The organism is Streptomyces sp. S465 (assembly GCF_026898115.1).
GTDB classification, from domain to species: domain Bacteria; phylum Actinomycetota; class Actinomycetes; order Streptomycetales; family Streptomycetaceae; genus Streptomyces; species Streptomyces luomodiensis.
Genome location: NZ_CP114036.1, coordinates 2,178,894 through 2,199,377 on the forward strand (window position 1 = coordinate 2,178,894; position 20,484 = coordinate 2,199,377).

The following is a 20,484-nucleotide window of genomic DNA, read 5'->3' on the forward strand; positions in this document are numbered from 1 at the left end:
CCCCACACCCGTGGGTGTCACGATCCGCTCAGGGCCGCAGCGCGCGGAGCAGCAGGTCGGCCAGATGGTCGGCGACCTCCTGGGCGCCCAGCGGCCCGCCGTGCCGGTACCAGGTGCCCAGGTGGTGGACCGAGCCGAAGTGGTAGTCCACCACCAGATCGGCCGGGGTCCGGGAGCTGAACACCCCGGTCCGCTGGCCCTCCTCGATCAGCGCGCGGAACCGCTCGTGGTAGCGGCGGCGCTCGGCGCGCACCTGCTTGTGCTTCTCCGGGCTGAGTTGGTGCATGGACCGGAAGAAGATGGTGGCGTCGTCGAGGTTCTCGATGGTGGTGACCACGACATCGGCCGCCGCGTCGCGCAGCCGCCGCTCCACCGGCGCGTCCGCGTCCGCGAAGGCGTCCAGGCGCTCCTGCTGGAGCCGGAGCACCCGGCCGTAGATCTCATGGAGCAGATCGTCCTTGGAGCCGAAGTAGTGGTAGAGCGCGCCCTTGGTGACGCCTGCCGCCTCGACGATCTCCTGTACGGACGTCCGGTCGTAACCGCGCTCGGCGAAGAGGCGGGTGGCAGCGGCCAGCAGCCGCTGTGGCACCGGCTGTCCGCCGCCGTCGGTCGCTCTGCCCATGGTCGCCACCCGTTCTCTTCCTCTTTTCTCTTTCCCTCTTATCCTCGCAGCTCGCGCCGGAGGATCTTGCCACTGGTCGTCTTCGGCAGCTCGGGCAGGATCTCCACCTCGCGCGGGTACTTGTACGCGGCCAGCCGCTCCGCACAGTACGCGGACAGCTCGTCCGGTGTGGCCTCGGCCCCTGGCCGGAGACTGACATACGCCTTGACCGTCTCGCCGCGGTAGGCGTGGGGTTTGCCGACGACGGCCGCCTCCCGCACGGCGGGGTGGGTGTAGAGCACGTCCTCGACCTCGCGCGGCCACACCTTGAAGCCCGAGGCGTTGATCATGTCCTTCTTGCGGTCGACCACGTACAGCCAGCCGCCCTCGTCCATGAAGCCGATGTCGCCGGTGCGCAGCTCGCCGTCGGGGAGGGCGGCCGCGGTCGCCTCCGGGCGCCGCCAGTAGCCGGGCACCACCATCGGGCCGCGGACGACGATCTCGCCCTGTCGGCCGAACGGCACGTCCTCGCCCGCGTCGTCCACGATGCGCACCACGGTGTCGGCGCCGGGGACGCCGACGGCGAGGGTGCCGGAGGCCGGGTCGACGGGGGCGCGGACGCCGGGCGGGACGCTGGCGCAGGGCGCGGTGCACTCGGTGAGCCCGTAGCCGTTGTGCAGATACGGGCCGAGGGTGGTCTGGAACCGTTCGACCAGCGCGGGCGGCAGCGGGGCGCCGCCGGAGGAGATGATCCGGAAGGACGAGAAGTGGTCGCGGGTGGCCTGCGGATGGGCCATCAGCGCCATGAAGGCGGTGGAGGGGCCCACGGTGTAGACGGGACGGTACTCGGCGAAGGCGTCGAGGACGACCCCGGTCTCGAAGCGGTAGGTCAGGGCGAGGGTGCCCGCCCCGGCGATGCACGCGCACAGCTGGCAGACCATGCCGGTGATGTGGAAGAGCGGGGCCAGCGCGAACAGCGTGGAACCGGCGGGCAGCTCATGGAGGAGGTGCTGCCGGTCGGCGTTGTAGGAGATGTTGCCGTGGGTGTTGGTGGCTCCCTTGGGGGTGCCGCTGGTCCCGGAGGTGTAGCTGATCAGCGCGATGTCATCGGGGCCCGGTGCGGCGAGGGACGGCGGGCGGGCTCCGGCGCGGGCGGCGACGAGGAGGTCCTCGGTGTCCTCGGGGACGGGGATCGGCGCATCGCGCAGCACCCGCTCGTCGTCGCGGGTCTGGAGGTCGCGGGCGTCGGCGGTGAGCGCGATGCGCACCGGGGACGCGGCGGCCGTCTCGCGTATGTAGTCCTCCCAGGCGTGGCGGGCGCAGACCAGGGCGCTGACCTCGGCGTCGCCCAGGATGTGCGCCAGCTCCGCGCCCTTGTACATGGGGTTGACGGGGACGACCGTACCGCCCGCCTTCCACGCGCCCAGCAGCGCGAGCACGAAGTGCGGGGTGTTCTGGAGCATGATGGCGAGCCGGTCGCCGGGCCGGAAGCCGCGTTCGGTGAGATGGCCGGCTATGCCGTCGGAGAGCTCGTCGACCTCCTGGTAGGTCAGCCGTCCGTCGAAGTAGGCGAGTGCCGGGTGGCCGGGTGAGGTGCGCACGGCGTCCCGGAACGCGTGCAGCGGACTCGGCCTCGGGGTGATCGGCCGGCGCTGTGCCTCAGTGAGTTGCGCGAGCCATGGCTTGTCCTGGTACGAGGTCATGGGGTGCGGCCCTGTCTGGTGGGGGTGAGGGTGGCGGTGGGAGAGGTACCGGGCGCGGAGTCAGCCGGATGTCCCGGAGGCCCCGGATGTCCCGGAGGCACCGGGTGCCGCTTCGATCGCTTCGAGCTTGCGCTGGAGCTTGTTGATACCGCCCAGCCAGCGGTCGGTGTCACCGGCGCGGGCCGCGTAGTGGCGGGCCACCTCGGGGTGCGGAAGGATCAGGAAGCGCTCCTCGGCGATGCCCGCGAGGACGGCGTCGGCGACCTGTCCTGGTTCGATCGCGGTGGGCGCCAGCACCAGCTCACCGGCGGTCCCGGAGGCGGTCAGCATGTCGGTGCGCACCCCCTGCGGGCAGACGGCGTGGACGCCGATGCCGCGGTGGCGGTAGGTGGCCGAGAGCCATTCGGCGAAGGCGAGCGCGGCGTGTTTGGAGACGCTGTACGGCGCCGAGCCGACCATGGTGAGCAGTCCGGCGGCGGAGACGGTGGCGACGAAGCGGCCGCTGCCGCGCTCCAGCCACTCGGGCAGCAGTTCACGGGCGGCCCGCACATGGGCCATCACATTGACGTCCCAGGACTGCTGCCACAGCTCCTCGTCGGCCTCCGGGCCACCGTCGTGGCCCACGCCGGCGTTGGCGCAGAAGATGTCGATGGTGCCGTCGAGCGCCTCGCGGGCCGCGGGCACGACACCGGAGGCGTCACCGGGGACGGCGGTCGCGCCGATCTCCTCGGCGACGGCCTTGGCCTTGGCGACGTCGAGGTCGTTGACCACGACCCGGGCGCCCTCGGCGGTGAAGCGCCGGGCGAGGGCGGCGCCGATGCCGCCGCCCGCTCCGGTGACCACGACATGCGCCCCACGCACGGTACCCACGATCGCAACGCTCCTCGGATCGGCTCGGTTCTGTTCGGCTCGGTTCCGATCGGCTCGGTTCCGTTCGGCTCCGCAGCGCAGACTAACCAGTCGGTATGTGCGAACGGAAGAGGTCCCGCCACCTCCCCGCGAATGACCGGTGGGTTACCGGCCGGGTCCGTTCTTGCGCATGACGCTGCGCCAGCGGGCGTTCTCCCCGGCGAGCGCGTTCCACAGCACATTCAGCGGATGACCGGCGTCCTGCGCGGTCCGCTCCCCGGCCCGTACGAACACCCCGACCAGCACTTCCAGCTCCGGCTCCATGCCGTCGGTCAGCTCCAGCGTGCGCAGCCCGGCGCCGGCCCGGATCCGCCCGTCGGCCACCGCGTCGCCGATGCCCTCGGTGACCAGCACTCCGCCGCGCAGCACGCCGGAGGAGAGCAGCTCCAGGCCGTACTGCACATTGTCGATCTCGGCCGCGATGTTCAGCTCCTGGCGGTAGCGGCCGCCGAACCAGCCGCGCAGGAAGCCGGGTATCAGACCGTCGGCCGACACGGCCAGCGGCAGCCGGGGCAGCTCGCCCACCGGGACCGAGGGGCCCGGCAGTTCCCCGGCGTCCAGGTTGGTGACCAGGGACAGCCCGCTGCGCCGCCACTCCATCACCTCGAAGCCGTCGAGCCGGCCGTCGCGGCCGGCCGTGGTGAGCACGCTGCCGCAGACCAGGTCGAGTTCCTTGGCGTCGAGCCGCTGCAACAGATCCCGGGTGCGCACATGCTCGACCTTGAGCTCGACCCCCCGGCGGTCGAATTCCCCGGCCACCAACTCCACCGCGTTCAGCAGAAAGCCGAGGGTGTATCGGGTGGAGCCGACGCAGAGCCGGCTGCCGAGACGGCGGCGGGCGTCGTACAGCTCCTCCCGCCAGTCTTCGAGGGTGCCGCGCGCGAGTGTGGCCAGTGACTCCCCGGTCGCGGTGAAGAGCACATTCCGGCTGCGGCCCCGTTTGACCACCAGCGGCTCACCGCACAGCGCGCCGAAGTTCCGGTTCAGGGTGTCCAGTTGTTTCTGCACACTGGACTGTTCCCGCCCCAGCAGCCGGGCGGCGCCCAGCGCGGTGCCCGTCTCATGGACCGCGAGCAGCGTTCTGAGCTGGTCCATCGTGGTGTCCAGCAGCGCCGTCGGGTACTGCCACCGATCCTTTACAGGCATTCCGGCCTTCCGCTCGAAGAGTATTCGGCACCCCAATGACGTTTCCGTCCGCAGCATAGTCCAGCGCACTTTGGGTGAACTGATCCCGAGAACAGCGGCGATATTCTTCCGATGGATATTCGGGAATTCTGTATCCCCCACGTATCCCCCGGCGGTTACGGAGTCCTGCATTCCAGGTTCCGCCCGCCCATTCCGGGTAAGTCGAACGGCTGGCCGATTGTCCGACGGCGACCGTATGCGTGTCGTATGGCCAGCGCTCAGGGCAGTTGGGACGATACACGCACAACGGACCATTCGAGGGGAAGCAGCAATGACGGGGATGAGCGTACGGCCGTACTGGGAGCTGAGATTCGACGCCGACGGGGACGTCGACGTCCGGCAGCTGGACCGGCTGCTGGAACAGACCGCGCAGCGGGAACTCACGGATCTGGTGGTGTTCTCGCACGGCTGGAACAACACCCGGGCGATGGCCACGCGGCTCTACGACCGCTTCTTCGCGCCCTTCCCGGAGCTGCTCGGCGAGACGGGCCCGGCACGCCTCGGCTATGTGGGGGTGGTGTGGCCGTCGATGCGGTTCGCCGACGAGTCGCTCGCGGGCTTCCCCCGCGAACCGGTACCCGGTGCCCGCCCGGGGCTCGACGCGGAGACCCGGCGAGCCCTGGAGACGGTCTTCCCCGGGCGGCAGCAGATCGTGGCGCGCCTGGCCGAGCTGCTGGCCGAGCGGCCCGAACGGCTCGCGGCGCTGGACGAGTTCGCGGTGCTGATGCGCGGGCTGGTCGGGGTCCGTGGGCTGTCCGGCGCGGCCGGCCACGCGGCGGACACAGACGCGGACACGGACGCCGACGACGTACCGGCGATGTTCGGGGAGGACGTGGCGGAGGTCTGCGAGCGGTTCGCCGCCGCGCTCACCGAGGCGCGCGGGAAAACCGACACCGAGGACCGCGGGAGGACCGGCACCGAGGACCGCGCCCTCCTCGACAGCGGGCTCGACGGGCTCTGGGACGGGGCGCACGAGCTGCTCCGCCAGGGCACGTACTACGTGATGAAGCGGCGGGCCGGCACGGTCGGGCGGGAAGGTCTGGGACCGGCGCTCGGCGCGCTGGCGGCCGCCCGGTCCGCGCCGCGCCTCCATCTGATCGGCCACAGCTTCGGTGGCCGGCTGGTGTCGTACGCGCTGACCGGGCTGCCCGGGAGCGCCACGGTGGCATCGGTGACCCTGCTCCAGGGGGCCTTCTCGCACTACGCCTTCGCCGAACGGCTGCCGCACGCCGCAGGGCGCGGCGGTGCGCTGCGCACCGCCCCGCACCGGGTGGCCGGGCCGGTGGTGTCCTGCCACTCGCGCCATGACACCGCGCTGGGCCTGCTGTACCCGGTGGCGTCGCGGGTGTCCGGGGACGATGCCTCGCTGTTGCCGGGCGACACCCGCTGGGGGGCGATCGGGTACGACGGCATCCACGCGGTGGACGGCTCCCGGCGCGTGGACCTGGCCGAGGCGCTGGACGGGCCGTTCCCGGCCGGGGGCTGTGTGAGCGTCGATGTCTCGGAGGTCGTCCGGCACGGCGTGCCGCCGGCCGGCGCGCACAACGACATCTGCCATGCCGAGCTGGCCCAGGTGGTGCTGCGCGCCGGCCGGATCGGGGACGGGTAGCGGTTCCGCGACGGCCGGGGCGGCGGCCCTGTCACGGCCGGGAGGGGCGGGACCTCGTCGGGTGCGAGGTCCCGCCCCGGTGGCCTCAGCGGTGGGCCGGGAACTCCACGACCTGCTGGTAGGTGGGCCGGTTCTGCCAGCTGATCTTGTTGTGGGTCAGCCCGCCGACCGGCCGCTGGATGATGGCGTCGGCGCACCACTGGTCGCCCGCCGAGCAGTTGTCGTCGCCGGGGTAGACCTGGGCGGGGGTCTTGGCCACGGCCGTCCTCAGACTCGTCAGCAGGGCGTCCCGGCAGGCGCTCAGCTCCCCGCCGCCGCAGTACGGCCGGGCCAGCGGGCCCGCCACGTCCTCGCCGAGGACCGTGCGCAGATCCTTGTCGACATAGGACCACCAGCCGTACTGGAAGGAGGACCCGGCGTGCGAGCCGGTGGGGCCGTGCCCGGCCGAGGGCGCTTCGTCGACCGTCAGATTGGCGCGCAGGGCGTCGTAGAGGTCATCGCCCAGTCCGGGTCCGAACTCGGCCTCGACCAGCAGCGGCCACCAGGCGTCCATGATCCGTACGGCGTCGGCGTGCCCGTAGGTGTGCGAGCCGGCGCTGGTCTCGCGGCGCTGTGCGCCCGCCGCCGCCCAGGACTCCAGCCGCTGCACCGCGGTGGCCAGGCCGGGGTCGTCGATGGGCTGCGAGCGCAGCACCTTCAGCAGCTCCGGCAGCACGTCCTCGCCGCGCAGATCGGTGACGGCGGCCTCGGCCATGGCCCGGGTGAGCGCGGCGCGGGTGACCCCGCCCTCGCGGACCAGGGCGCGCACCCGGTCGTCGAGGAGGTTGCCGCGGTGCACCGAGCCGTTGCCGAAGCCGGCCGCGCTGTAGCCCTTGGCCAGCTTGTTGTTCCAGCTGATGTAGTAGTCCTGGTCGATGGACTGCGGATGTTCGGCGGGCGGGGTGGCGGCGGCGGTGTTGGCCGTGGGGTCGAAGTCCCGCCACTCGTACGCGGTCTGGGCCCGGACCGGCAGCGAGGAGTCCACGTCCGCGGCGCGCACCGGGTTGAGTCCGCTGTTGTAGTAGGCGGTCTGCCGGGAGTCGGCGTAGAACCAGTTGAAGGTGTAGTTGATGTGCTGGGTCGCGCTCTGGAAGGACGCGGCGTCGGTCACGTAGCCGGGGTCGTTGAGCATCTGGAAGCCGATGATGGAGTCGGCCTCGTGGCGGTAGGTGGAGCGCAGCACGGTATAGGCCACCGGTGTGCCGTCGACCGTCGCGCGGTGGGTCACCAGTCCGTAGTTGGTCCGGTAGACCTGCATCCGGTACGAGCCGGCGGCGGTGGAGTCGGCGAGGGTGGGCTTCCAGGCGTTGCGCCGCTCCAGCTTCTCCATCGGCAGACAGGCGCCGTGGTAGCGGTAGTACGTGGCGTCCTTGGACGGCGCGGAGCCGTCCGGGGAGCACAGCTCGACCGCGTAGGTGTCGGTGATGTCCTGGGCGGAGGTGGTGGCGCTCCAGGCGTAGTCCTGGCCGCGGCCGAGCTGGACGTACATCCCCACGCCCGCGAAGGAGGCACCGCGGGCGCTGATCCCCGGGCCCTGGAGCTCCTGGAGCATCAGCAGCTGCGGGGCGAAGTAGCCGGTCTGCGGGCCGAAGACGGCCATCGGGTGGCCGCTGGCGGTGTACTTGCCGGAGACCACCAGCGCGTTGGACATGCCCTTCTTGCGGCTGAACAGATCGCGGGGCAGCACCCCGTCGTCGTAGATGCCGCGCAGCGGTTCGAGTGACGCGGGGCCCTCGGCCTCGGTGCGGTCCTTGCTGTCGGCTTTGCCGGCTGTGGTGGCGCCGCCCTCGCGGTCGTAGACGAGTTGTTCGGCGGTGACCGAGCCGGGGTCGGGCAGCGCGACGCCCTTGGGCGTGGCGGGCTTGTCCGCGTACGGGAAGCTGCCGTCGCGCACGGTCAGCACCGCCTCGGGGTCGTTGCGCTCCCGGAAGGACTCCCACACCTCGGTGCCCTCGGCGAGGCCGTACTTCTGCTGGGCGGCGAGCAGCGAGAGCGCGCCCTCCACCTCGCCGCCCCCGCCGTTGCCGAAGAGGGCCCCGACCACGGAGGCGAGGGCGATCAGGTCGGTGAGCTTGAACGGCTGGATCTCACCGGCGTTGGTGATCGCGTCGATATGGCCGGTGAGCACGTACTCCCCGGGGAAGTACCGGCCGTCCTTGGCCTTCTTGGCGTAGGCGTTGATGCCGTCGACATACGCCTGGGCGTCGGCCAGCGCCTGGCGTCCGCGCTCTCCGCCGTGGCCGAGGATGTAGTCGATCTGCGCCTGGTAGTCGGCCTCGGTGTACGGCGCCTGGCGGAAGAAGTCCTGCTCCAGGCCCTGGTTGGCGGCGGCGCCGCCGGCGAAGGAGGTCAGTTCGCCGCGCCCCACGTGGCGGAAGAGGTCCATCAGCCACAGCCGGTCCTGGGCCGCGGCGTATCCGGCGCCGAACTCGGTGCCCTCGCGGGTGGTGCCCTGGATGTGCGGGACACCGGTCTTCTTGTCACGGGTGATCGTGACGTCGTCGCGTGGCTTGGTCACGGAGGCGACCTGGCCGGCGGGGACGCCGAAGGAGGAGTCGTTGAAGAAGTCGGTCAGCTTGTCGTCGGTGAGGGCGGGGTAGCCGCTCGCCAGGTCGCCGTAGCGGCCGAGTTGGTCGGTGCTGTGCTCGGGATGGGTGCCCAGCACCCGGTTGGCGAGGATGTCGGCGAGCGTGGCGTTGCCGGTCGCACCCGGCGGGAGGATGTCGGAGCACTGGCCGCCGCAGTAGTCGGTGGCGGCCGCCGCGGCGGGCTCCGCACGGGCCGGCTGCGGCACCGGGGCCGCGAGGGCGACGCCGAGGCCGAGTGCGGCGGCCGCGGCGAGCACGGTACTGGTGAGCTTGCGGGGTCTGATGGGCCTGGGGGTTCGTCGTCGCATGTGCGCTCCTCCCGGTTGCCGTCGCGACGGAGGTTACCGGCGGTATTACCGGCCCGGAAGATGAGCGGACGTCAACTTCGTGGCCACGGCGGCCGAGTGAGGACTGCCGGAGAAGATCCGGGGAATTCGATGGATCCGGATCGCGCTGCGTTACGTCCATTCGACAACGAGTCGGGTCCGCACTCGCGGAGGTGGTAAGAAGTGGCCGGTTTCAGAGCACTTGCACGTGAGGTTCGCAATCCACGCAGACACATCACCGCCCGGCGCACATCGCTGCGCAAATGCCTGGAGCGGTTCGCGCCGTACGGGCACCGGGCGACCTGGCACCATCTATGCGCCCGTTCCGGGATCATCCCGGAGGACCGTAGGCCGGACCCCCTGCGGCTGCTCACGGCCCTGGCGGAGCTCGAGGAGGCCCGCACGCTGTGGCTCGCGTACGAGGCGGACTTCGCCGCCCGGCGCCGGCAGGAGAAATTCCTCGGCATCCGCCAGCCGAGCGCCGTCGACGACTGGCATCTGCGCACCTGGGGCGGATGCGACATCATTCCCTGCGAATCCCCCCAGGCCCATCCCGACGGCCGCCTCGCCGACGTGCTGCGACGGCTGATCGCGGCGATGGAGTCGGGTCCGGGCTCGGCCTGTCCGGTCTGCGCGCGACCGGACCTGGTCTGGCGCGAGGACCTGGACCGCTATCCGTCGGCCGGGCCGGTCTGCCAGGACTGCGGCATCGTGGTGCCGCTGCCGCTGCTGACCACCGAGGCCCTGGCGGCGGCCCGGCGCGCGGCGCGGATGAGCCGGTACGCCACCGTATGACACCCGGCCTTCCCCGGCCGGAGGAGCGCTCGCCGGAGTCCCCGCACCGGGCGGCCGGCGAGCGCCGACATCCCTGACGACCGCGTCGGCGCGGGCCGCGTTGACAGGGCGCCGGGCAGCCGAGCATGCTGAGCAGTCGCTTAGTACGTGGCTGCCCGGGAGGCACGCATGACAGAGCCCAGGATCTTCACCTCGCCCGATGAGCTGCGGTCCGCGGCCGGCGCGGAACTCGGCCCCAGCGACTGGCTGGAGATCGACCAGAAGCGCATCGATCTGTTCGCCGACGCGACCGGCGACCACCAGTGGATCCACGTGGACGCGGAGAAGGCGGCGGCCGGCCCGTTCGGCACCACGATCGCGCACGGCTATCTGACGCTGTCCCTGCTGCCGTCGTTCACCCCGCAGCTGCTGCGGGTCGAGGGTGTGCGGATGGGCATCAACTACGGCGTGAACAAGGTCCGCTTCCCCTCCCCCGTCCCGGTGGGCTCCCGGCTGCGCGCCACCGGCCGGATCGTGGAGGTCGCCGAGGTCAAGGACGGGGTGCAGATGACGCTGACGGTGACCGTGGAGCGGGAGGGCGGCGACAAGCCGGTGTGCGTGGCGGAGTCCGTGGTCCGCTACTACGGCTGACGGTTACCGCTGCCGGTGGCCCCTACGGCCGGCGGCCCTACCGCTGACGGCCCCTACGGCTGCCGCCCCGAGGCCCCCACCATGCGCAGCACCAGACCCGCGTAGAGGTCGCCGACCTCGTCGGGGGTGCTGCGCCCGCGGGCGTTGAACCAGCGGGCGACGTCGATGCACAGGGACAGCACGGCGACCGTGGTGCCGCGCACGTCCGCGACGTCGAAGACGCCCTCCTTCACCCCGTCCTCGATGATCGAGCGCACCGCCCCGTCCGTGGCCCTGCGGACGGCGATGACCTCGGCATGGTGCTCCTCGGCGAGCGCGCCGAGCTCGTACTGCACCACCCGCGCGGTCGTATGGTGCTCGGCGTGCCAGCGGACGAAGGAGCGCACCGCCTCGGCGAGCCGCTCGGCCGGGCTGCCACCGCCGTCCCGCGCCCGCTCCACGATCCCCAGGGCCCGCTCATGGCCGACCTTGCTGATCTGGTAGAGCAGCTCTTCCTTGGTCTTGTAGTGGATGTAGAGGGCGGCCGGGCTCATTCCGGCGCGGCTCGCGATGTCCCGGGTGGTGGTGGCGTGGTAGCCGCGCTCCGCGAAGGCGTGCACGGCGGCGCTCACCAGCCGCCGGGCGGCGTCAGGGGTGATGTCGCCCCAGGGCTCGGCCTTGCCCCCGGTGTTCTTCGGCTCCGCGTCCATGGCGGACACCCTACACGGAGAGTGAGCAAGCGCTTAGGAGATGTCCGGATCGTCGTCCCGCCACTCGGACTAGGATCCCCCCCATGTCACAACTGGTCCAGGTCAACTACCGCAAGTACGACGGCACTCTGCACTGGAATCAGCGGATGCGCAGACTGGGCGAGGACGACCACGGCGTATGGCTGGGGCTGCCGGCCGGGGCGGTGACGCGCAAGGGGTACCGTCCCCCGATCCTGCTCGAGTGCGCGCATGTGCTCCTCTTCCCGCGCGACGCGTGGTGGACGGCGGTGTTCAACGCCCCGCCCCGGGAGACCGAGATCTACTGCGACATCACCACGCCGCCCGAGTGGGTCTCCCCCTACGAGGTGACCATGGTGGACCTGGACCTCGACGTCATCCGCGAGCGGACGGACGGCGCGACCCGGATGGTCGACCAGGACGAGTTCGCCGAGCACCAGGTGCGGTACGGCTATCCGGCGGACGTCATAGCGGAGGCCGAGGCGGCGGGGCGGTGGCTGATGGAGGCGGTCGACGGGCGCGCCGAGCCGTTCGGGACCGCCTGCGGGCAGTGGCTGGGCATGGTCGACGGCGAGCGGCGCTGACGGCCCCACCAGGGACGCGGCCTCACCGGGGACGCGGCCTCACCGGGGGCCGCCACCTCAGCGGGGACGCAGCCTGACCGGGGGCCGCCACCTCAGCGTTGGACATCGCCTCACCGGTGGGCGCCACCCCACCAAGGGACGTCGCCTCGCCGGGAAACGTCGTCTCACCCGGGCGGGCGGCCCGTGCCGGGCGCGGCCGAGGACCCTTCCGTATGCCGCTTCCCCGGCACGGGCGGGCCCCCGGCGGGGTCCGCGGCGGGGTCCGCGGCCGAGCGTTCGCGCAGTGGCCGTACGGCGATCGCCGCCGATATCAGGAGCAGTCCGCCCAGCATGACGAAGGGGGCGGCCGTGCCCACGAGCCCCGCGAGCACACCGGCGGAGGCGGGCGCGGCGACCTGGCCGAGGCGGTTGCCGGTCAGCCGCAGCGCGAGGGCCGTGCTGCGCGCCCCCTCCGGGGCGGCCTGGACGACGGTCGTCATCGACAGCGGCTGTCCGACGCCGAGGCAGAAGCCGAGTCCGGCCAGCAGCACCCCGAGCGCCCAGGCGGGCACCGGCAGGGCGATGCCCGTGCACAGCAGCGCGGCGCCCAGACAGCTGACGGCCATCAGGACGGTGCGGCCCATCAGCCGGATCATCGGGGTGATGGCGAGCCGGCAGACCACGGTGGCGGTGGCGCGCAGGCTGAGCAGCACACCGACGACCGCGGGCGAGATCCCGCGCTGTTCGCCGACCACCGGCAGATAGGCGGTGAGGATGTCGGTGGCGGAGAGCACGGCGAGGCTGATGAACATGCCGGAGGCGACACCGCGGGTGGTCAGGATCCCGCGCACCGGCACCCGCCGGGCGGCGGTCTCCCCGGCGGGCGCGGCCGTCGCCCGCGTACCGTCCGGGCGGCGCTCGATGCGCCACAGCGAGGTGACGGAGAAGGCCGCGAGGGCGGCGGACACGAACAGCGCGGCCGCGCTGGTGCGCCCCATCGCCCCGTCCTGTTCGGAGACCACCAGCCCGGCCGCGATGGGCCCGATGAGCTGGCCGAGCGAGGCGCCGATGGTGAAGTGGCCGAAGTTGCGGTCCTGTTCGTCCGGTCCGCTCTGGCGGGCCACGATGGACTGGGCGCCGATGACGAACGACAGATGGCCCAGGCCCATCACCCCGCTCCACGCGGCCATCTCGGGCAGCGAACCGGCCGTGCCGCTGAGCGCACAGCCGGTGGCGATGAGCGCGACCCCGACGGGCAGCAGCGGGGCGCACCGCCCGTGGTCGGTGCGCCGTCCCAGCGGTACGGCGGCGAACAGCGGCAGCAGGGCGTAGACACCGGCGATCACACCGACCGCGCGGGCGTCGGCGCCGAGTGCCAGCGCCCGGTAGGAGACGGCCGGCCGCGCCATGCTGACCGCCCCCTGGGTGAACGAAAAGGCGATGACCAGGCGCAGCAGCCAGCCCCTCCCGGGCTTCGAACTCTCCATGGATCAGATGATGCCGAAGGCCAGAGCCGCGGCGAGCACCACCAGCGAGGTGAGCGCCGCCCATTTCACGGTGAACCGGGTGTGGTCGCCGAATTCGACCTTCGCCATGCCCACGAGGACGTAGACGGCGGGGACCAGCGGGCTCGACATGTGCAGGGCCTGTCCGGTGATCGAGGCGCGGGCGATCTCCAGCGCGGAGACCCCGTGCGCGGCCCCGGCCTCGGCGAGGATCGGCACGATGCCGAAGTAGAAGCCGTCGTTGGACATGAAGTAGGTGAGCGGGATGGACAGCACACCGGTGACCACGGCCATGTGCGGGCCCATGCCGTCGGGGACGCTGTCGACCAGCCAGCGGGCCATGTGCTCGACCATGCCGGTGCCGGTGAGGACGCCGGTGAAGACGGCGGCGGCGAAGACCATCCCGGAGACGTTGACGACGTTCTCGGCGTGCGCGGCGATCCGGGCCTTCTGGTCGCTCATCTGCGGGAAGTTGACGGTGAGCGCGATCGCGGCGGCGAGGAGGAAGAGGACCGGGATCGGCAGGACTTCCATGATCATCAGGGTCAGCAGGGCGATGGTCAGGGCCGCGTTGAACCAGTAGAGCTTGGGGCGCAGGGTGGCGCGGTGGGGGTCGAGCCCCTTGAACTCGTCGTCCTCGGAGGCGCCGGAGACGCCGGAGACGTGCGAGCCGTGCGAGCCGTCCGAAGCGTCGGAGGCATCGGAGGCGTCCGAGGCGTGTGCCGCGCGGCCGCCCTTGGCGGCCTTGCCGCCGCCCTCGCCCTTGGTGCCGGAGCCCGCGCCGACCAGCACCTGCTCGGGGTCGCCCGCGGTGACCTCGTCCAGCGTCAGCACGCCCAGGCGCTTGCGCTCCCGCAGACCCAGGCCGTAGGAGAGGGCGATGACGAAGAGCAGTCCGACCGCGAGGGCCGGGATCATCGGTACGAAGATGTCGCCCGCGTCGACCTTGAGCGCGGTGGCGGCACGGGCGGTCGGGCCGCCCCAGGGCAGCGTGTTCATCACGCCGTTGGCCATGGCCGCGACACCGGTCATCACCACCAGGCTCATCTTCAGCCGCCGGTAGAGCGGCACCATGGCCGACACGGTGATCATGAAGGTGGTGGAGCCGTCGCCGTCGAGCGAGACGACCGCCGCGAGGATCGCGGTGCCCACCACGATCCGCATCGGATCCGCTTTGCAGAACCGCAGGATGAGCCGGACGATCGGATCGAAGAGGCCGACGTCGATCATCACCCCGAAGTAGATGATGGCGAACATCAGCATGGCGGCCGTGGGGGCGAGATCGCCGACGCCGTCGAGAACGTAGTCCCCGAGATGCGCCCCCTTCCCGACGAGCACGCAGAACAGCGCGGGGATGAGCACCAGGGCACCCATCGGGGACATCTTCTTCATCATGATCAGGACAAGGAATGTCGCGATCATGACGAAGCCGAGGACGGTCAGCATAGTTGGCTACCTCACGTTCGCCTTCGAACTCCCCCAGTTATTGGCGGTCGAGGTGACGTTAGGTGCGGCAACTTTCCGTTAACAAGACCTTGACATGCGAGCAATAAGCGCAAAACCCCAGGTCAGTGCAGTGGTGTCAGCGCAGTGGCCTCAGCGTGGCGGCATGGGCGAGACCTGCACCGGATGACCGTTGAGCACCGCCGTACCGGAGAGCGGGTCCAGCCGTGAGCCGTCGATGAGCTGGTTGACGTTGACGCCGGGACGGGCCCCGGCCACGGAGAGCCGGACACCGGGACGGTCATGGCCCCAGCCGTGCGGCAGGCTCACCACGCCGGTGCGTACCGCGTCCGTCACCTCGACCGGCACCTCCAGTTCTCCGCCGTCGCCCTTGACCCGCGCCAGGCCGCCGTCGGCCAGGCCCAGCCGGGCGGCGTCCTCGGGGTGCACCTGGAGGGTGCAGCGGTTGCTGCCGCCCATCAGGGCCGGGACGTTGTGCATCCAGCTGTTGTTGGACCGCAGATGGCGGCGGCCGACCAGCAGCAGCCCCGAGGGCCGGTCGGCCAGCGCCCGGCGCAGCCGGGCCACATCGGCGGCCAGCGGCTCCGGGCACAGCTCGACCGTGCCGCTGCGGGTCTTCAGCAGTCCGGGCAGCCGCGGCCGCAGCGGCCCCAGGTCGATGCCGTGCGGATGGGCGAGCAGCTTCTCCAGGCTCAGCCCGTCGGGATCGGCGCCGAACCCGTCGCCGTACGGCCCCAGCCGCAGCATCATGTCCAGCCGGCGCTCGGCGCCGTCCACCCCGGTCAGCCGCGCGGCCAGCCCGGCGGGCTCGCGTCCGTACACCGGGGACGCCGGATCGGCGGTCTCCTTGCCGAGCGTCTGCTCGATGGCCAGCGCGTCCACGGCCGCCGGGTCGGTACCGCCTCGTCCGCTCACGCACAGCACCAGCCGCGCCAGGATCTCGCACTCGCTCATCCGGTCCGCCTCCAGCGGGATGGCGGGGCGGCTGTAGCGGACCTGGTTGCGCACGGACAGGCTGTTGAAGGCGTAGTCGAAGTGGGGGCTGCGGCTGGGCGGGGGCGGCGGCAGCACCACATGGGCGTGGCGCGAGGTCTCGTTGAGATACGGATCGACGCTGACCATGAAGTCGAGCCCGGCCAGCGCCCGGTCGAGGCGGTCGCCGTCCGGCGCGGAGAGCACGGGGTTGGCCGCGATCGCCAGCAGCGCCCGTATCCGCCCCTCGCCCGGTGTCTCGATCTCCTCGGCGAGCGCGGCGACGGGCAGTTCCCCCTTGGCCTCGGGGTGCCCGCTGACCCTGCTGCGCCAGCGGCCCAGCGCGAACCCCTTCCCCGGCCGCGCCGGGCGCTCCCGCCGGCCGGTCGCGCCCAGCGGGAACATCATGCCGCCGGGCCGGTCGAGCTGTCCGATGAGCACGTTGACCACATCGACCAGCCAGCTGGTGAGGGTGCCGAACTCGACCGTGGTGGAGCCGACCCGCCCGTACACCACGCCCCTGGGCGCGGCGGCCAGCTCACGGGCGAGGGTGCGGATCTCCTCGGCGGGCACATCACACGCCGCGGCCACCGCCTCCGGCGGGAAGTCCTCGGCCAGCCGCCCCACCTCCGCCACACCGCTGATGTGCTCGGCGAGCGGGCCCGGTGCCACCAGGTCCTCGGCGAACAGCACCTGCACCATGGCGAAGAGCAGCAGGACGTCCGTACCGGGCCGGATCGCCACATGGCGGTCGGCCAGCGCGGCCGTACGGGTGCGCCGGGGGTCGACCACCACCAACCGGCCGCCGCGCCGCCGCAACGCCCGCAGCCGGCCGGGGAAGTCGGGGGCCGTGCACAGACTGCCGCCCGAGTCCAGCGGGTTGGCGCCGAGTATCAGCAGATGGTCCGTACGGTCCAGATCGGGCACCGGGAGCGCGCCCGCGTCGCCGTACAGCAGCCCGCTGGAGACGTGCTTGGGCATCTGGTCGAGGGTGCTGGCGGTGAAGACGTTGGGGGTGCGCAGCGCGCCGAGCAGCTGCGGCGGATAGAGCCCTCCGGCCACGGTGTGCACGTTGGGGTTGCCGAGCACGATCCCCGCCGCCTGCGGTCCGTACTCGCGCAGCAGGGGCGCCAGCCTCTCCTGGACGACGGCGAACGCTTCGTCCCAGCCGGTCTCCTCAAGGCGCCCGGCGCGGCGCACGAGGGGACGCCGCAGCCGGTCGGGGTCGGCGTCGAGCTCCCCGAACGAGGCGCCCTTGGGGCAGATGAAGCCACGGCTGAAGACGTCCTCCCGATCGCCGCGCGCCCCGGTGACCCTCCCCTCGTCGATCGTCAGGGTCAGCCCGCAGGTGGCCTCGCAGAGCGGGCAGATGCGCAGGGCGGTGCTCATGGGTCCCTCCCGGGGACGGCGGCGAGGCGGCGCTGACGCGCGGGACCCGCTCACCATACCGACTGGTTGGCATGCCGGGGAGGCATCGACGGGAACTCCCGCCCGGCACGGCCCCGCCGCCCGGCCCCTCCGCCGCCTGCCCCGGATCGGCCCAGCACCCGGGCCGGCCCAGCACCCAGCTCAGTCCAGCACTCGGGCCAGATAGGCGCGCAGCAACTCCTTCGTCTCCGCCACGATCGCCGGATCGCCCTCCGGGTCCATCCGGAACGCCAGTTGCAGCAGCGCGTCCGCCGCCTCGACCGCGAGCAGGAACGCCACCCGCAGCCGCTCCTCGGCCACCTCGACCGTGCCGTCCCCGCCGTCCCCCAGCCGGTCGGCGAGCAGCATCCGCAGCCGGTCGGCGACCAGATGGTTGGGCTGGTCCGGCCGCGCGGTCGCCGGGACCGGATGGCCGAACTCGATGAGCGCGAAGCCGGGCGCCCCGCGCTTCATCGCCAGATACTCGTCGACGACCACGTCCATCGCCTCACGCCAGCCGCCGCGCCCGGCCGGCCCGGAGTCCGAGGCGGCCAGCCGCCGGGTGATCCGCGTGGCGTACTCGTCCAGATTGCGGTGGGCCAGGGCCTCGGCCATCGCCCGCTTGTTGGAGAAGAAGCGGTAGACCGAGCCGATGGGCACATTGGCGCGCTCGGCGACGGCGCGGGTGCTCAGCTCTTCGTAGCTGATCTCGTCGAGCAGTTCGGCGCAGGCGTCCAGGATCCGGCCGAGGCGCTCGGCGCTGCGACGCTGGACCGGAGGGCGGCGGAGGGGCGGTATGGGCACGCCACCATCCTGCCCGATCATTGACGCACCCGGGTTTCGATTCCTATCGTCTGACAGAGGAATCGAGCGGTGTGGCGGAGCGGCGGGAGCGCGCGATGGGCGACGGCACGGGGATCGAGCAGGCGCGTAAGACGGCCCAAGGGCTGGTCTACGCCTCCGGATTCGGCAATGAGCACAGCAGCGAGGCCGTGCCCGGCGCACTGCCCATCGGCCGCAACTCCCCCCAGCGCGCACCGCTCGGGCTCTACGCGGAGCAGCTGAGCGGCACCGCCTTCACCGAGCCGCGCGCCGCCAACCGGCGCTCCTGGCTGTACCGCATCCGGCCCTCCGCCGCGCATCCGCCGTTCACCCGGATCGACAATGGCGCGCTGCGCGGCGCGCCCTTCACCGAGACCGCGCCCGACCCCAACCGGCTGCGCTGGGATCCGCTGCCGGAGCCGCCGGAGGGCACCGACTTCCTCACCGGGCTGTGGACGCTGGGCGGCAACGGGGACGCCACCCAGCGCGCCGGCATGGCCATCCACCTCTACGCGGCCAACGCGCCGATGACCGACCGGGTGTTCAGCGACGCGGACGGCGAGCTGCTGATCGTTCCCGAACGGGGCGGGCTGCTGCTGCGCACCGAGTTCGGTCTGCTGCGCGCCGAGCCGGGGCATGTGGCGCTGATCCCGCGCGGCGTGCGGTTCCGGGTGGAGCCGCTCGCCCCTTCCGTGCGCGGCTATGTGTGCGAGAACTACGGCCGCCCCTTCACCCTCCCCGACCTCGGCCCGATCGGCGCCAACGGGCTGGCGAACGCCCGGGACTTCCTGGCCCCGGTCGCGGCGTACGAGGACGTGGAGCGCCCGGTGGAGGTGATCAACAAGTTCTGCGGCAATCTGTGGGCCGCGACGTACGACCACTCGCCGCTGGATGTGGTCGCCTGGCACGGCAACCATGTGCCGTACGTGTACGACCTGCGCCGTTTCAATGTGCTGGGCACCATCAGCTACGACCACCCGGACCCGTCCATCTTCACGGTGCTCACCTCGCCCTCCGACACCCCCGGGCTCGCGGGCGTGGACTTCGTGGTCTTCGCCCCGCGCTGGCTGGTCGGCGAGGACACCTTCCGGCCGCCGTACTTCCACCGCAATGTGATGAGCGAGTACATGGGCCTGATCGAAGGCGCGTACGACGCGAAGACCGGGGGCGCCGGGGGCTTCGTACCGGGCGGGGGCTCGCTGCACAACATGATGTCCGCGCACGGCCCCGACCACGAGACCTTTCTGCGGGCGAGCGCGGCCGAGCTGGCGCCGCACAAGGTGGACGACGGGCTGGCCTTCATGTTCGAGACCCGCTGGCCGGTCGCGGCCACCCGGCAGGCGCTGGAGGCGGACCACCTCCAGGGGCGCTATGACGACGTATGGCAGGGTCTGGAGCGTCATTTCCGCCCCTGAAACGCCACGTGAACGACGCCGTGCGGCCGTTGCCGTACGACCGCGCGGCGCGGCCGCTGCCGTACGACCGCCCCGCGCGGCGGTTGCCGTACGACCGCCCCGTACGGCCGCTCCGGCACGGCCGCTGCCGTGACGCGTGGCTCGTGACTCCTGACTCATGACCGGAGACCGCGTGACCGCCTTCGCCCCCGACTCCCTCACCCTCAACCGCAAGTTGCCGCTGTGGTACCAGGTCTCGCAGTCGCTGCGGGCCTCCATACTCGGCCGGCGCCCGCACGACCCGCTGCGGCTGCCGACCGAGGACCAGCTCGCCGAGCACTACGGCGTCAGCGTGCTCACCATGCGGCAGGCGCTCAAGGAACTGGAGGCCGAGGGGCTGATCAGCCGCCACCGCCGTCGCGGCACCTTCATCGAACCGAGCGCGCGGCGCGGCGCGCCGGTACGGCTGCTGGGATCGGTGGACGCGATCGTGGCCCAGCAGTCGGGCGAGCGGACGACGGTGCTGGAACACGGCCCGGCGCCGGTTCCGGCGGAACTCGCGGAGTACTTCCCCGGCCTGGACGAGGCGACCGTCTACCGCCGGCTGCGCCGGGACGGCAGCGGCGGCGAACCCACCAACTGGGCGGAGAACCTGGTCCGCCCCGAGCTGGCCGACCGCATCGACCTCGCGGACCTGGCGCGCTGGCCGATGACGAAGGTGCTGCGGGACGTGGTGGGGGTACGGATCAGCCGGATCACGGACACGGTGGAGGCCCGGCTGGCCGACCCCGAGACCTCCCGCCTGCTCCAGGTCCCGCTGCTCAGCCCGATCCTGTACTACACGGGGGTGACCTACGACGAGAGCGGCCGCGTGGTGGACGTGGCCCGCATCCACTACCGGGGCGACCGGTTCTCGTTCTCGGTAACCGTCGAGGCCGACTGACCCGCCCCCGCGCAGCGGCCACGCCGCCACACCCCCCGCCGTCGCCGTCGCCGTCGCGGGGGGGCGGGACGCGGACACCGATGTGCGGGTGCCGCCGGTCCGACCGGGCGCCCACCCCGCCCGCCTCCCTCGCACCGCGCGGGCGGCGCACGTCCGACAGTGGCAGCCGGACAGGCGGGACAGGCGATCACCGTCGAGGCCGACCGGCACCCCTCGGCCCCGCCGGGCCACGCCGCCACACGCCCCGCCGTCGCCGTCGCCGTCGCGGCGGGACGCGGACACCGATGTGCGGGTGCCGCCGGTCCGACCGGTGACCGGCATG

Annotated in this window: 16 protein-coding genes; 6 read left to right on the forward strand and 10 right to left on the reverse strand. The window is 72.2% G+C overall.

All coding sequences use genetic code 11. The features are described 5' to 3' along the window. Positions 1-28: 28 nt before the first annotated feature. The 4 genes from N6H00_RS09320 to N6H00_RS09335 all read right to left on the reverse strand — a co-directional run bounded on the left by N6H00_RS09320 (position 29) and on the right by N6H00_RS09335 (position 4,359). Entirely contained in the window at positions 29-622 is a 594-nt protein-coding gene (locus N6H00_RS09320; protein WP_268971119.1) for a TetR/AcrR family transcriptional regulator, read from the reverse strand. Positions 623-660: 38 nt separating this feature from the next. Beyond that, positions 661-2,304 (reverse strand): AMP-binding protein, encoded by a 1,644-nt coding sequence (locus N6H00_RS09325; RefSeq protein WP_268971120.1) that lies wholly within the window; start codon positions 2,302-2,304, stop codon positions 661-663. Between the two features lie 60 nt (positions 2,305-2,364). Then, positions 2,365-3,174, reverse strand: a complete 810-nt coding sequence (locus N6H00_RS09330) for an SDR family oxidoreductase (protein WP_268971121.1) — start codon at positions 3,172-3,174, stop codon at positions 2,365-2,367. Positions 3,175-3,318: 144 nt separating this feature from the next. After that, a complete protein-coding gene (locus tag N6H00_RS09335; protein ID WP_268971122.1) occupies positions 3,319-4,359 on the reverse strand; it encodes a LysR family transcriptional regulator in 1,041 nt (346 codons plus the stop codon). A gap of 310 nt (positions 4,360-4,669) precedes the next feature. On the opposite strand from N6H00_RS09335, the gene N6H00_RS09340 reads away from it, so the two are divergent. Then, positions 4,670-6,007, forward strand: a complete 1,338-nt coding sequence (locus N6H00_RS09340; RefSeq protein WP_268971123.1) for a serine-threonine protein kinase — start codon at positions 4,670-4,672, stop codon at positions 6,005-6,007. A gap of 85 nt (positions 6,008-6,092) precedes the next feature. Here N6H00_RS09340 and N6H00_RS09345 read toward each other — a convergent pair whose 3' ends face one another. Then, the gene (locus tag N6H00_RS09345; protein WP_268971124.1) at positions 6,093-8,942 is read right to left on the reverse strand and encodes a penicillin acylase family protein; all 2,850 of its coding nucleotides are present in this window, start codon (positions 8,940-8,942) and stop codon (positions 6,093-6,095) included. A 201-nt stretch (positions 8,943-9,143) separates the two neighbouring features. On the opposite strand from N6H00_RS09345, the gene N6H00_RS09350 reads away from it, so the two are divergent. Both N6H00_RS09350 and N6H00_RS09355 read left to right on the forward strand, forming a co-directional pair. Next, on the forward strand, positions 9,144-9,755 hold the full coding sequence (locus N6H00_RS09350) for a hypothetical protein (protein WP_268971125.1): 612 nt from the start codon (positions 9,144-9,146) through the stop codon (positions 9,753-9,755). 168 nt (positions 9,756-9,923) lie between these two features. Beyond that, entirely contained in the window at positions 9,924-10,385 is a 462-nt protein-coding gene (locus N6H00_RS09355) for a MaoC family dehydratase (RefSeq protein WP_268971126.1), read from the forward strand. Positions 10,386-10,438: 53 nt separating this feature from the next. On the opposite strand, the gene N6H00_RS09360 is transcribed toward N6H00_RS09355, so the two are convergent. Beyond that, a complete protein-coding gene (locus tag N6H00_RS09360) occupies positions 10,439-11,074 on the reverse strand; it encodes a TetR/AcrR family transcriptional regulator (RefSeq protein ID WP_268971127.1) in 636 nt (211 codons plus the stop codon). 83 nt (positions 11,075-11,157) lie between these two features. On the opposite strand from N6H00_RS09360, the gene N6H00_RS09365 reads away from it, so the two are divergent. Beyond that, the gene (locus N6H00_RS09365; protein WP_268971128.1) at positions 11,158-11,676 is read left to right on the forward strand and encodes a DUF402 domain-containing protein; all 519 of its coding nucleotides are present in this window, start codon (positions 11,158-11,160) and stop codon (positions 11,674-11,676) included. 164 nt (positions 11,677-11,840) lie between these two features. On the opposite strand, the gene N6H00_RS09370 is transcribed toward N6H00_RS09365, so the two are convergent. The 4 genes from N6H00_RS09370 to N6H00_RS09385 form a co-directional block, all read right to left on the reverse strand. After that, positions 11,841-13,142, reverse strand: coding sequence for an MFS transporter (locus N6H00_RS09370; protein ID WP_268971129.1), 1,302 nt, complete (start codon positions 13,140-13,142; stop codon positions 11,841-11,843). A gap of 3 nt (positions 13,143-13,145) precedes the next feature. Further along, positions 13,146-14,606: a CitMHS family transporter gene (locus N6H00_RS09375; RefSeq protein WP_268971130.1), complete on the reverse strand. Its 1,461-nt coding sequence runs from the start codon at positions 14,604-14,606 to the stop codon at positions 13,146-13,148. A 150-nt stretch (positions 14,607-14,756) separates the two neighbouring features. After that, positions 14,757-16,985, reverse strand: a complete 2,229-nt coding sequence (locus N6H00_RS09380) for a molybdopterin oxidoreductase family protein (RefSeq protein WP_268971131.1) — start codon at positions 16,983-16,985, stop codon at positions 14,757-14,759. 180 nt (positions 16,986-17,165) lie between these two features. Further along, on the reverse strand, positions 17,166-17,828 hold the full coding sequence (locus tag N6H00_RS09385; RefSeq protein ID WP_268971132.1) for a TetR/AcrR family transcriptional regulator: 663 nt from the start codon (positions 17,826-17,828) through the stop codon (positions 17,166-17,168). A gap of 74 nt (positions 17,829-17,902) precedes the next feature. Between N6H00_RS09385 and hmgA the strand changes: the two genes are divergently transcribed. Then, positions 17,903-19,240, forward strand: coding sequence for a homogentisate 1,2-dioxygenase (gene hmgA / locus N6H00_RS09390; protein ID WP_268976887.1), 1,338 nt, complete (start codon positions 17,903-17,905; stop codon positions 19,238-19,240). Between the two features lie 157 nt (positions 19,241-19,397). Further along, positions 19,398-20,162, forward strand: coding sequence for a GntR family transcriptional regulator (locus N6H00_RS09395; RefSeq protein WP_268971133.1), 765 nt, complete (start codon positions 19,398-19,400; stop codon positions 20,160-20,162). The last annotated feature ends 322 nt before the right edge of the window (positions 20,163-20,484 follow it).